Source organism: Blautia sp. NSJ-140 (assembly GCF_022868965.1).
Classification (GTDB): domain Bacteria; phylum Bacillota; class Clostridia; order Lachnospirales; family Lachnospiraceae; genus Blautia_A.
Genome location: NZ_JALIFS010000007.1, coordinates 60,022 through 73,369, shown reverse-complemented (window position 1 = coordinate 73,369; position 13,348 = coordinate 60,022). Strand labels below are relative to the sequence as shown.

The window sequence follows — 13,348 nt, the reverse complement described above, 5'->3', positions numbered from 1 at the left end:
TTATAAAAAAAGAAAACGGAGAATTCCCTAAAAAAGAAGTTCAGGAATTCTCCGTTTTGTTGTTTGAGTCATTTCAGTCGGGACCCTGTTTATTGTGTGTTATACTCTGCTCATCAGCTGCAAAGATGACATTTATCACAGGCAGACGGCGTGGCTGCGCATCCGCCAAGAGCAGTCTCACGAAGCTCTGCAGGGAGCTTTTTGCCTACGGTATACATGGCATCGATCATCTCATCCAGAGGGATGAACTGGGGGATACCGGCCAGTGACATTTCCGCTGCGATCAGGGCATTGGAAACACCGGCTGCGTTACGGTTCTGGCAGGGATATTCCACCAGACCGCCTACAGGGTCGCACACAAGTCCAAGCATGTTCATAAGAACTGTGGAAGCAGCATAAGTACACTGAAGAGGTGTACCGCCAAGAAGTTCCACAGCAGCAGAAGCAGCCATTGCGGAAGCAATTCCGACCTCAGCCTGACATCCGCCAACAGCACCTGCAACTGTTGCATTACGCATGGCAAGATAGCCGATCGCACCTGCATTAAATAGTGCCTGGCGGATTTTTTTATCGGAAAAGCCGTAGACCTCCTGAAGAGCAAGCATCATTCCGGGAACGATCCCGGCACTGCCGGCAGTAGGAGAGGCAACGATAAGTCCCATGGAAGCGTTGGTCTCAAGGGTTGCCATAGCGTAGGTGATACCCTTTCCGAGAACATTTCCGCACAGGCTTTTTCCCAGGTCATGAAATTCACAGAGTCTTCGGGCTTCACCGCCGATCAGTCCGCCCATAGATATCACGGGATCTTTGATGGGGGAAAATGCAGCGTCCTTCATGATCTCCAGAACACGGTCCATGCGCTGGTCCACGATTTCAGCAGTGGTTTCACCGAGAAGGATCTCACGCTGGCGCATTACTTCGGAAATCGGAAGCTTTTTTTCCTGGCAGAGAGCAAGGAGTTCCCTGGCATTTTTGAAATCCATAAAACACATCCTCCCTTTCCCTACATCTGAACAACCATGACATCATGGATGTTGGTGTTCTGGTGAATGCTTTCTACGATATCTTCCGGGAGATGACCGTCGGATTCCACGATCGTATAGGCTGTGGTTCCTTTGGATTCACGGAAGAGGCGCATGAAGGCAATGTTAATGTTACGTTCACTTAAGCATCTGGTGATGTAGGCCACAACACCGGGAGTATCCTGATGGATCACGATGATAGCACTGTATTCGCCGGTGAAATCCACTTTTACGTGGTTGATCTCCACAATGCGGACCTTGCCGCCGCCCAGCGATTCCCCCCGGACTGTCATTTCCTGTCCCTGGTCATTGACCATGTGGATATCGACAGTGTTGGGATGGACATCGGTTTCTGTTTCATTTGGAGTAAAGGAAAAGTCGATCCCCTGTTCCCTGGCAATATCAAAAGAATTCCGTATACGCATGTCATCTGTGGAAAAGCCCATGATCCCGCCAAGGAGGGCACGGTCTGTACCGTGTCCCTTGTATGTTCTGGCGAAGGAACCGTAAAGGATGAATTCCACTTTTTTCAGGGGTGGCGTGATCATCTTCTGGGCGAGGAAAGCAATGCGCGCAGCCCCTGCGGTATGAGAACTGGAAGGGCCGATCATGTTGGGCCCCATAACGTCAAATACACTGATAAAAGACATCTTGTTTAATTCTCCTGTGGTGTTTTTGCGATAAATTTCTTGTAAATGGTGTCAACGATCACGCCGATGGCGTTGTCACCGGATACATTGCAGGCAGTTCCGAAGGAATCCTGAGTAATGTAAAGGGCAACCATGATAGCACAGATGGCACCGTCCGGATCACCGGCTTCTGCTCCGAATACCATGTAAAGGAATGGAAGGGCAGTCATGATGGAACCACCGGGAGCACCGGGAGATGCAACCATTGCAACACCGAGAGTCATGATGAACGGAACGATGATCCCGAGACTGATGGGCAGCTGGTTCATAAGGCAGACTGCAGTAGCACAGGCTGTGATGGTGATCATGGAACCGGCCATGTGGATGTTTGCACAGAGCGGTACTACGAAGTTGCGGATCTGCTCACATACGCCATCCTTCTTTGCACATTCCAGGTTGACCGGGATGGTAGCTGCGGAAGACTGGGTTCCCAGAGCAGTTGTGTATCCCGGGATCTGATTTTTGATCAGAGTGAAAGGATTCTTTTTGCTGACAGTACCTGCGATCACAAACTGGATCGTAATGCAGATCAGGTGCATGATGATAACAACAAGGAATACCTTCCAGAGGATGCTTAAGATGGCAAAGGTTTTTCCGGAAATAGTCATATCTGTGAAGGTTCCGCAGATGTAAAGCGGAAGCAGCGGGATGATAATGGTATGAAGGACTTTGTCAATGATCTTGGAAAAGTCGCTCATTCCGTTATAAAGGCTGTTTCCCATTTCTTTTCCACGCATGGAAGAGAGGCACAGTCCCATGACAAAGGCAAGGGCAACAGCAGAAAGAGTATCCATGACCGGCTCCAGTGTGATGGAGAAAAACGGTGTCAGGGATGCGTCTGCGGTAGCTGCGATCTGATCCAGTGCACCTTCACTCATAAAGTGCGGAAACAGGCTGGATGATACCAGATAGGATGCGGAACCTGCGATCAGAGTGGAGCCATAAGCCAGAGCCACTGTGATCAGGAGAAGCTTCCCTGCACCCTGTGAAAGATCCGCAATACCCATGGTCACATAGGCAAGGATCATCAGCGGGATGACGAATTTCAGAAAGGTACTGAAAAATCCGGAAAGGGTTACAACAAAGCGACAGAAGCCTTCCGGAAGGAACTGGCCGAACAGGATACCTATGATGATGGCAATGATCAGCTTCGGCACAAGTCCGATCTTGATTTTTTTCTTTTCCATTTGGATTCTTTCCTCCTAAGTATGAATTTATTCATTTTGCACAAAAATACGATTGACGTCCTCGTGATTGTATTGTAACATTGACATAAAAATAAAGCAAATTCACAGATTTCATCATCACGATGAAAAAATTTCATAGAAAAAGGGAGAAAATAATGGAAATCCGTCAGTTGGAGACGTTTGTACATGTAGCACAGCTTCAGAGTTTTTCCAGGGCAGCAGAGGTTCTGGGATACACCCAGTCAGCTATCACTGTCCAGATCCGTCTTTTGGAAAATGAGCTGGAAACAAGACTTTTTGACAGAACCGGAAAGCGTGTGGTGCTTACTCCGTCCGGAAAAGAGTTTATGGGGCATGCAAGCCGGATCTTATATGACGTAAATAAAGCAAAAAAGTCAATGAATGATGATGCGGAACTGAAAAATCCATTACATATCGGGACTATTGAATCTCTCTGCACAGCAAAGCTTCCGGCTGTTCTCAGCAAATTTCGTGAGTTTCACCCGAAAGTAAATATGCAGGTGACTATTGATACGCCGGAACAGCTGATACGAATGATGGAGCATAACGGGCTGGATCTGATTTACATACTGGATACCCCAAGGTGGGAGCAGAACTGGATGAAGGTCATGGAGAAGGCGGAGCCGGTAGTATTTGTGGCCTCTGCAGATTCGGAGTTTGCGGGAAAGACGCTGAAAATGGAGGATATTCTGGAAGAGCCTTTTTTTCTCACGGAAAAGAATGCCAATTATCGACAGGCTCTGGACCAGCAGCTGGCACTTAAGAAGCAGGCCCTGTCACCGGTGCTGGAGATCAGCGATACTGCTTTTATCATCCGCATGCTGGAAAAGAACCACGGACTTTCCTTTCTTCCCTATCTGGCTGTGGAGCGGGATATCCGGAAAGGAAGAATTGCTCTTTTACATGTGGAAGATGTGGAGATATCCATGTACCGGCAGATCTTTTACCATAAAAATAAGTTTAAGACAAGAGAGATGGAGGAGTTTATCCGTCTGGCGGCAGAGTGAAAGTCAGAGCTTGTAAAAACAAATAAAATGTGGCACTATAAAAGAAAAAAAAACAGGAGAGAAAAATGGATTTTATTGAAGAAGCAAAGAAGCTTGGCTTTTCCGATGCTGCGGTCATGAAAACCGATAAGCTGGTGTTTGTGCCGGAATACCGTGTTTTCTGTGAAGAAAATGCCTGTGGTAATTATGATAAAAATCCTGCATGTCCACCGGAAAGCGGGACTGTGGAAGAAATGAAGGAACGTGCCCTGGATTATGAGAACACCCTGGTGCTCCAGACGACGCAGGACAGATTCATGGATTATAGAAAAGCCAAGCTTGCACATAATAAGTTGACAGAGCAGCTCTCAGAGAAGATGAAAGAGTGCGGAAAAACAGATATTCTGATCATGAGCGCCGGACCGTACAAGCATAATTCCTGTATGTCTGCCTATTGTGTGGATGCGCAGAAGATGGCAGATGCTGTGGGAATGCAGTGCTGGACCAATGATGGAAAGTTCCGGTATTTTTCGCAGATTCTTTTTCGAGAGTAGAGCAGCGCATCTTTTTATACATTTTTTGTATAAAAACTAGACATATTGTCAGGAAAAGGGTAAATTTATTTTGAAATGATCAAACAGGAGGGAAACCAGAATGGAGAAATCAACAGTTTATTTCACTGATTTTCGCTGTCCGGTGGGAACCAGCCAGCTGGACAAACTGAAAAAACTCTGCGTTGCCGCAGGAATCAAAGATATCGATATGGATGGAAAATTCGTAGCCATCAAGATGCATTTCGGAGAGCTTGGAAATATGGCATTCCTTCGTCCGAACTATGCAAAGGTAGTTGCAGATCTTTGTAAGGAGCAGGGCGGAATGCCGTTCCTGACAGATTGTAATACTCTTTATCCGGGAAGCAGAAAGAATGCACTGGAGCATCTGGACTGTGCAAATCTTAACGGATTTAACACGATCACAACCGGATGTCAGATCATCATCGGTGACGGAGTTCGAGGAACCGATGAAGTAGAAGTTCCGGTAGTAAACGGAGAATACTGCAAAACTGCCCTGATCGGACATGCTATCATGGACGCAGATATTTTTATCAGTCTCAGCCATTTCAAGGGACATGAGGCAACCGGCTTTGGCGGCGCCCTGAAGAATATCGGTATGGGCTGCGGAAGCCGTGCCGGAAAAATGCAGCAGCATGCCAGCGGAAAGCCGGCCATCCATGAAGATATCTGTCGTGGCTGCCGCCGCTGTGCGAAAGAGTGCGGAAGTGATGCGATTACATATGTAAATAAGAAAGCAGTTATCGATTACGATAAATGCAAAGGCTGTGGCCGCTGTATCGGTGCCTGCAGCTATGATGCCGTATACAATCCGAACAGCAGTGCAAACGAGCTTCTTGACCGCAAGATGGCAGAGTATGCACAGGCTGTCTGTCACGGACGTCCTCATTTCCATATTGCACTGGTACAGGATATCAGCCCTAACTGTGACTGCCATGGTGAAAATGATGCGCCGATCCTTCCTGATATCGGAATGTTCGCAAGCTTTGACCCGGTTGCATTGGATCAGGCCTGTGCAGATGCCTGCCTGAAGGCAACACCGATCGCCAACAGCCAGCTTGGAGAGCATCTGGCCGAGCCGGGATGGCACTGTCATCATGACCACTTTAAGGATTCCAATCCGAATATTGAGTGGAAGGCAACTCTGGATCAGGCAGAAAAGATCGGCCTGGGAACCAGGGAATATGAGCTGAAGATAATCAAATAAGCAACAGAAATCATATAAAATCACGAAAGCACGCCTGTAACATGGCGTGCTTTTTGCGCGAATTAAGAAATATAAAATAGAAAAAACGGATAAAAACGGTATTTTAAATAAAAAAATATATGCGTGCATATGCGTGCCTAAAAGACGATCATTGTGAATAATATACAAAGAAATAACAGGAAAATTTGGACATAAATGAGAAAACAGAAAAAGCTGTAAATTTATATTGAATAATAAGATTGCGTGTGATAACATACACACAATATAATTAACACGCATTTGACACGCAAATAAAGAATAATGGCACGCAAATAAAAGAATATCAGGAATAAGCAGAGCTAATGTGCAGGAAAACGTGCAGATCGTGAGAACAGAAACAGGCTGCATTCTGTGAGCAGAGAGTACAGAGCAGGCCGGAAATCTTTTTCAGAGGAGGAAATTATGACAGGAATACAGAAAAAACAGTGTTTGCTGACTATGATATTCGGAGCTTTCGCGATCTTTTTTACCGGATATCCCCATGTATGGTCTATTTACCAGCCCTATGTGATGGAGCAGGCAGGCTGGAGCCAGGGACAGGCATCCATGTGCTTTTATCTGGCACTGAGCACCTTTGTATTCGGAAATATCGTAGGCGGAAGGATGCAGAACCGTTTTAAGGAAAAGACGATCGTATGGATCGGAGGCGGGATCTTTGCGGCAGGAATCCTGGCATCCGCATTTCTGATCGTTCCCACACCGCTTCCTATGTATCTCTCTTATGGAGTGATGCAGGGATTCGGACAGGGAATGATCTACACGGTGATCCTGGCAACCGTGCAGAGATGGTTCCCGGACCGTACCGGATTTGCTTCCGGCGTTGTGGTAACTGCCAACGGACTTTGTGGATTTTTCCTGGCGCCACTGAGTCGAAAGCTGCTGGAGGCAGAGGGTGTGCAGAAAACCTTTTTGATCATTGGGGCAGCCATCGCAGTTTCCTGGATCCTGTGCGGCATCTTTTTTCAGGCACCCGTTAAGAGTCTGGTGAACGCAGGTGGCTCTGCGTCAAAGTCCGGGACAACGGAGATGAAGCAGTATACATCCGGAGAGATGATGCATACAAGAAATTTTTATCTTCTTCTTGCGACCATGTTCTTTGGACTGATTTCTTATTTTATGGTTTCACCGGTATCACAGACCTACCAGATCGACCTTGGAATCCCGTCTGCAGTGGCAGTCAGCGCCGTTATGCTTGGATCCATTGTCAATGCGGGAGCAAGACTGGTGCTTCCAACACTGGCAGATAAAGCAGGCAGGATCGTCTGCATCAAAGGAGTGCTGATCGTGGCGGTGATCGCTATGGGAGTTCTTGCTGTATCAAGCTCCCTGGCAGTAACGGTTGCCATTGTTCTGATGTACGGCTGCTACGGAGGCATCATGGGAAGCTTCCCGTCTCTGACAAGCTCTGTTTTCGGAATGAAGCACACCGGGGAAAATTACGGATTCGTCATGTTCGGCATCGTATTTGCAACCTTTGGCGCACCGGCGATCTCCGGTCTGGTGAGCAGCAAAGGCTATGAGATGAACGTGATATTTGGAATCGGAGCTGTTTTTGCAGTGATCGCATTTGTATGCCTGACTCTGCTTGGACGGAATCTTGTGCAGGAAAGAAAAAAGACGGACATATCTGACAGTTATGCATGATCTTGCAGAAAGACGTAAAAAAGCAGAAAATAAATAATATTGATACAGGAACAGAAAAATGCCATCAGTGAAAAATGCTGATGGCATTTTTAGCGCTGACAGCCTCAGAATTGTGAGTTGCAGGGACCAGATATTTCTGCTAGGATAACTGAAGGATGAGAAAATCAGGTATTGTTTTTGCCTGTTTATGGAAGAGAGTGCGTGAAATACTGCAATAATAAGGAGTTGATGCATATGATCACCTGCCAGGATATATTGGAGTTGCATCTGGACGGAGTGGAGCTGATCGCTGGGGAAAAAGGTCTCACAAGACCTGTCACATGGACCTATATGGTGCAGACCCGGCCTTTTGAGGAACATATGAACCAGGGAAATTTTGCCCTGTGTGTGGTAGACTATGTCCGGTTTGACCTGGAAGAAGCACAGAAAGCCATGGAAGAACTGTATAGGCTTGGAATTTCCGGCTTTGGGGTTTCAATCACCGATGACAAAGAATCCGTTCCGAAGGAGATGATCGACAAAGCCAATGCGCTTCAGCTCCCGCTGTTTTACATCCGGTGGAAGGGAGCTTCTTTTGTGGATATTGCCCAGAGTGTGGGAAAAATCATCCTGGAATATGAAATGCAGAACAGGCGGATGGGAGATTATCTTTACAATCTTCTGTTTGGCTATGATATTAATGACCGCTATATCGAAAAAATCTCCCAGCAGTTCGGGATCAACTTTACAACACCCTGCAGAGTAGGGATCATTGTGGCTGACCGGAAGTACGGCATCAATCTGGAGCAGGATGAGCATATCTACGAGTATTATGCCAATTATCTGAACCAGGAAGTCATGGCAATGGAAGGAAAGCCCATGTTCCTTCGGTTTCTCAACAAATTTGTCCTTCTTTTTGAGGCAAAAAAAGACAAAAGCATTGAACATGAGCTGGAGAAGGTTCTGCAGAAGATCGATGCCAGTCCGCAGTTTCACGGAACAATCCGAAGCACCTGTATCCTGGGCGGTATCTACACCAATCCGGCAGATTTCGGCACCAGCTATCAGGAGGCAAAGCGTCTGATCCCCAAAAAAGACATACTTCCAAATCCCAAGCACAAGAAAGTTTTAAGTGCAACAGCCATGGGAATTTATCAGTATCTGTTCAACAACGACAACCATGATGAGATCCTGAATTATTGCAATGAACGGCTGGGAAAGCTGGAGGAATATGATCATGCCAACGGAACGTTTCTCCTGGATACCCTGCTTGCCTATTACATGAACGGGTTCAGCGTCGGAAAAACGGCGAAGGAACTTTTTATTCACAGAAATTCTCTGCAGTACCGGCTGAATAAGATCCAGGAGCTGATAGATTTTGAACTGGATGACTATATGGAATATCTGGATATGATAAACTGTATCCTGATCAAGCAGCTGATGTTTTCCTGAAGAACAGGTTCATATAAATACAACACTGTGCAAAATGAACAGTTAATTTGTGCAAAATAAAAGTTGACGAAAAGCTTCTTCTGAGTATAATGAAGTCTATCAAACAACAAGGGCGTTGAAGGAAATGAAAAATTTCTTTCAGCGCCCTTGTTGTTTACAGGCGAAAACGTTCAGGTCGACCAGCTAAATATGTTTTGTGCCAGCTATGTAGAAGAGGAGGAAACGAATATGAAAAAAAATCTTTTAGGCAAAATGGTGATCACAGGTATTATTTCCGCAGCAATGTTAGCATCTACAGCGGCTTCCACATGGGCAGCAGACAAATCAGATAAGGATGTGTTAAGGGTTGGCATGGAATGTGCATATGCACCATTCAACTGGACCCAGGATACAGATACAACTCCGGACGGAAGCAAGGCAGAACCTATTTACGGCAGTGATTATTACGCATATGGCTACGATGTGGCAGTAGCTCAGAAGCTTGCAGATCAGCTTGGAATGAAGCTGGAGATCCATAAGGTTGAGTGGTCCTCCATTGGAATCTCCATGGATGCCGGCGATTATGACTGTATCATCGCTGGCATGGGAAAAACGGCAGAAAGAGAAAAATCATATGCATTTACAGAACCATATTATTACAGAGATAACTGTATCGTGGTAAAGGCAGGAGGCAAATATGACGATGTCAAAGGTCTTTCCGATCTTGCAGGAACAGGCTGCAAGGTTACCACACAGCTTGGAACCGGATGGGTACCGCTTCTGGATCAGATCGACGGTGCAGAGCAGTCCGGAAACTATGAGACAACATCAGAGTGCTTTATGGCAATCTCTAACGGAGTTGCAGATGTCTGCGTTGTAGATGTTCCTACAGCAGAATCAGCAGCACTGACAAACAAGGATCTGAAGATCATCAACCTGGATGAGAAGGATACCTTTAAAAATGATGATGAAATGGTCAATGTCTGCATCGCAACAAGAAAAGATGATACAGAGCTGAGAGATAAGCTGCAGGGTGCCATGGATGATATTGGCTGGGATGACAAGGAAAAAATGGATGAGCTTATGGATACCGTCCTGACACAGCAGCCGGCAGCAAACTAATCAAAGCGGGGTGGAGATATGTTAGGTTTTTCAATTACAGATCCGACAAATTCTCTGGAATGGATGATATTCCTGGCGAAAAAATATTCCAGTATGTTTCTGGAAGGAACATGGCTGACGCTCTATATAGCAGTAGCAGGAACCCTTTTGGGTTTCCTGCTGGGCTACATCATCGGGATCATTCAGGATATCCGGATCAACGAGGGAGACAGTGTTCTGAAAAAAGGAATTTTCTGGATACTGAAAGCAATCTGCAGAGTCTATGTAGAGATCTTCCGTGACACACCAATGATCGTGCAGGCAATGGTTCTATATTATGGTATCCGGCAAGCAAACGTAAATATCACACCGCTGTTTGCAGGTGTCATGGTAACGGTGTTAAATACCGGAGCTTACATGGCTGAAACAGTAAGAGCCGGAATCGGTTCCATTGATCTGGGACAGAGAGAAGGCGCCTGGGCTATGGGAATGTCGCCCATGAAGACCATGATCTATGTGGTCCTTCCGCAGGCATTCAAAAACATCATTCCGGAAATGGCAAACACATTTCTCACAAATCTGAAAATGACTTCCGTTCTTAACGTCATCGCAGTACAGGAGCTGTTTATGGCAGCCAAGACCGTAGGCGGAAATTATTATAAATATTTTGAATCCTATCTTGTTATCGCAGTGATCTATTTTGTACTCTGCTTTGTATTCAACCGGTTATTCACCTTCCTGGAAAAGAAGATGAAGAAAACAGAGAACTATGTACTGGCAGTGGAATATATGGATAATCCGTAAGGAGGGAAGAAGTTATGAGTGATGCCATCATATCCGTAGAAGAATTAAGCAAATCCTTTGGAAAACATGAAGTACTGAGAAAGATCGATTTTAATGTGGCTCCCGGGGAGATCATCTGTATCGTTGGTTCCTCCGGTTCCGGAAAATCCACTCTGCTTCGCTGTATCAATAAGCTGGAGACCCAGACCAGCGGAAAGATCCGGTATCATGGAAAAGAGATCGGAGCAGTCCAGAAAGAGATCAATGAATATCGCTCCAAGGTAGGAATGGTATTTCAGTCCTTTAATCTTTTTAATAACATGACCGTTCTTCAGAACTGTATGCTCTGTACAAGGAAAGTACTCCATCTGTCAAAAGAGGAAGCTTTTGACCGGGCCATCACGCATCTGAAACAGGTGGGAATGGCACCGTTTATCAATGCAAATCCCACACAGCTTTCCGGTGGACAGAAGCAGAGAGTTGCCATTGCAAGGTCTCTCTGCATGAATCCGGAGGTTCTGCTTTTTGATGAACCTACCTCAGCTCTGGATCCGGAGATGGTAGGAGAGGTCTTAAATGTTATGAAAGAACTGGCAACAACAGGACTTACCATGATCATTGTAACCCATGAGATGGCATTTGCCAGAGACGTTTCCACCAGGACGATTTTTATGGATCAGGGTTACATTGTGGAGGATGCACCTCCGGCGGAGCTGTTTAAAAATCCTAAAAATGCCCGTACCAGAGAATTTTTGAGCCGTTATCTGGCAGGATAGGAAGGAGTATAAAATGGAAAATTTTATTGTAACCTTTGCCAGAGGTTTTGGAACCGGCGGAAAGGAAATCGCCTCCATGCTGGCAAAAGACCTTGGGATCCACTGTTATGAAAACCGTATCCTGACACTGGCAAGCCAGATGAGCGGACTGGATGAAAAGCTCTTCCTGGATATCAATGAGCGTATCCGCAATAACGGAGGATTTACAGGATTCCTTAAAGGGCTGCCCAGATCCAGACAGTACATTGCAAGAAATGAAAAATTTGTTTCTGATGACCGGTTGTTTGAGTATCAGTCACAGATCATCAGAAACCTGGCAGATCAGGAATCCTGCGTGATCGTCGGAAAATGCGCGGATTATGTCTTAAAGGGCAGAAAAAATGTGGTAAGTATCTATATCGAAGCGCCGCGTGCCTTCTGTCTGGAGCGGACCATGCAGAGGATGAAGGTATCCGCAGATGTGGCAGCAGCCACCATTGAGAATACAGATAAGTACAGGGCGGACTATTATAAATATTATACAAAAGGAAATTACTGGACTAATCCCGTCAATTACGATATGACGTTGAACAGTGAAAAAGTCGGAATTGCAGGATGCGTAAAGATGATCGAAGAATATCTGGTGATGAAGGGTCTGATCACACGGGAACAGATCTTATCAGAACAGATCACAAAAGGGGAGGAAAAGAAATGAAGCTGGAAGAAATAGGACTGACATTTGAGGATATCAAGGAAAAAGTAAACAAATACATGATCGAGACCTATGAGAGAATGGATTTTCTGGCAGAAAGCGCAAAAGATCAGTATATCTACAATGAAAAAGGGGAAAAGTATCTGGATTTTTATGCAGGTATTGCCGTAAACTCCGCCGGAAGCTGTAATGAGAAGGTGGTAAAGGCCGTGGTAGACCAGGCACAGACACTGATGCATACCTTCAATTATCCTTATACCATTCCACAGGCACTTCTTGCGGAAAAAGTCTGCACTACCATCGGAATGGACAAGATCTTTTTCCAGAATTCCGGTACAGAGGCAAATGAGGCTATGATCAAAATGGCAAGAAAATACGGAATCGAAAAATATGGTCCGAACCGTTATCATATCGTAACTGCAAAAATGGGATTCCATGGAAGAACCTTTGGTGCCATGTCCGCCACCGGACAGCCGGGAAACGGATGCCAGGTTGGCTTCGGTCCTATGACCTACGGATTTTCCTATGCACCGTACAATGATCTTGAGGCTTTCAAGGATGCCTGCACGGAAAATACCATTGCCATTATGATAGAGCCTGTACAGGGCGAGGGTGGTGTCCATCCGGCAACCATGGAATTTATGAAGGGACTTCGGGAATTTTGTGATGAGAACGATATGCTCCTTCTTATTGATGAGGTTCAGACAGGCTGGTGCAGAACCGGTAAGGTGATGAGCTATATGCATTACGGGATCAAACCGGATATCGTGTCCATGGCAAAGGCCCTTGGAGGAGGTATGCCGATCGGCGCGATCTGCGCTACAGAGGAAGTGGCAAAAGCATTCACACCTGGTTCCCACGGAACAACCTTCGGCGGACATCCGGTTTCCTGTGCTGCGGCACTTGCAGAGGTTGGTGAACTTCTCGACAGAGATCTGGCTGGCAATGCGGAAAAAATGGGTACTTATTTTATGGAAAAACTTGCAAAGATCCCTCATGTAAAAGAAGTCCGCGGGCAGGGCCTTCTGGTAGGCGTGGAATTTGATGATGCTATTTACGGTGTGGATGTAAAGCATGGCTGTCTGGACAGCCATCTTCTGATCACTGCAATCGGAGTACATACCATCCGTATGGTACCGCCGCTGATCATTACAGAGGAGAACTGTGATCAGGCGGCTGCCATCATTGAAGAGACAGTAAAAGCACTTTCAGAATAAGCG

General features: G+C 46.0%; 13 protein-coding genes. 10 read left to right on the top strand and 3 right to left on the bottom strand.

Annotated features, from left to right (window positions below; genetic code table 11):
* Positions 1–113: 113 nt before the first annotated feature.
* The 3 genes from sdaAA to MUB50_RS09775 are packed head-to-tail and all read right to left on the bottom strand — an operon-like array spanning position 114 to position 2,898.
* Positions 114–983, bottom strand: coding sequence for an L-serine ammonia-lyase, iron-sulfur-dependent, subunit alpha (gene sdaAA / locus MUB50_RS09785; RefSeq protein ID WP_244790495.1), 870 nt, complete (start codon positions 981–983; stop codon positions 114–116).
* Between the two features lie 20 nt (positions 984–1,003).
* Positions 1,004–1,672, bottom strand: a complete 669-nt coding sequence (gene sdaAB, locus MUB50_RS09780) for an L-serine ammonia-lyase, iron-sulfur-dependent subunit beta (RefSeq protein WP_174087519.1) — start codon at positions 1,670–1,672, stop codon at positions 1,004–1,006.
* 5 nt (positions 1,673–1,677) lie between these two features.
* The gene (locus tag MUB50_RS09775) at positions 1,678–2,898 is read right to left on the bottom strand and encodes a dicarboxylate/amino acid:cation symporter (protein ID WP_118512825.1); all 1,221 of its coding nucleotides are present in this window, start codon (positions 2,896–2,898) and stop codon (positions 1,678–1,680) included.
* Between the two features lie 155 nt (positions 2,899–3,053).
* On the opposite strand from MUB50_RS09775, the gene MUB50_RS09770 reads away from it, so the two are divergent.
* From MUB50_RS09770 to MUB50_RS09725, 10 genes are all read left to right on the top strand, one after another.
* Entirely contained in the window at positions 3,054–3,926 is an 873-nt protein-coding gene (locus tag MUB50_RS09770; protein ID WP_118624979.1) for a LysR family transcriptional regulator, read from the top strand.
* Positions 3,927–3,991: 65 nt separating this feature from the next.
* Positions 3,992–4,459, top strand: coding sequence for a DUF2284 domain-containing protein (locus MUB50_RS09765; RefSeq protein ID WP_118169079.1), 468 nt, complete (start codon positions 3,992–3,994; stop codon positions 4,457–4,459).
* Positions 4,460–4,559: 100 nt separating this feature from the next.
* On the top strand, positions 4,560–5,684 hold the full coding sequence (locus tag MUB50_RS09760) for a DUF362 domain-containing protein (RefSeq protein WP_118624977.1): 1,125 nt from the start codon (positions 4,560–4,562) through the stop codon (positions 5,682–5,684).
* A gap of 441 nt (positions 5,685–6,125) precedes the next feature.
* Positions 6,126–7,367, top strand: a complete 1,242-nt coding sequence (locus MUB50_RS09755) for an MFS transporter (RefSeq protein ID WP_118624975.1) — start codon at positions 6,126–6,128, stop codon at positions 7,365–7,367.
* Between the two features lie 234 nt (positions 7,368–7,601).
* Entirely contained in the window at positions 7,602–8,798 is a 1,197-nt protein-coding gene (locus MUB50_RS09750) for a PucR family transcriptional regulator (RefSeq protein ID WP_118624973.1), read from the top strand.
* Between the two features lie 228 nt (positions 8,799–9,026).
* On the top strand, positions 9,027–9,899 hold the full coding sequence (locus MUB50_RS09745; RefSeq protein WP_118624971.1) for a transporter substrate-binding domain-containing protein: 873 nt from the start codon (positions 9,027–9,029) through the stop codon (positions 9,897–9,899).
* Between the two features lie 18 nt (positions 9,900–9,917).
* The gene (locus MUB50_RS09740; RefSeq protein WP_244790493.1) at positions 9,918–10,682 is read left to right on the top strand and encodes an amino acid ABC transporter permease; all 765 of its coding nucleotides are present in this window, start codon (positions 9,918–9,920) and stop codon (positions 10,680–10,682) included.
* A 14-nt stretch (positions 10,683–10,696) separates the two neighbouring features.
* A complete protein-coding gene (locus tag MUB50_RS09735) occupies positions 10,697–11,437 on the top strand; it encodes an amino acid ABC transporter ATP-binding protein (RefSeq protein ID WP_118624969.1) in 741 nt (246 codons plus the stop codon).
* Positions 11,438–11,450: 13 nt separating this feature from the next.
* On the top strand, positions 11,451–12,131 hold the full coding sequence (locus MUB50_RS09730; RefSeq protein ID WP_118512817.1) for a cytidylate kinase-like family protein: 681 nt from the start codon (positions 11,451–11,453) through the stop codon (positions 12,129–12,131).
* Entirely contained in the window at positions 12,128–13,345 is a 1,218-nt protein-coding gene (locus MUB50_RS09725; protein ID WP_118624967.1) for an aspartate aminotransferase family protein, read from the top strand. Before MUB50_RS09730 ends, MUB50_RS09725 begins: the two co-directional genes overlap by 4 nt.
* Positions 13,346–13,348 lie beyond the last annotated feature (3 nt).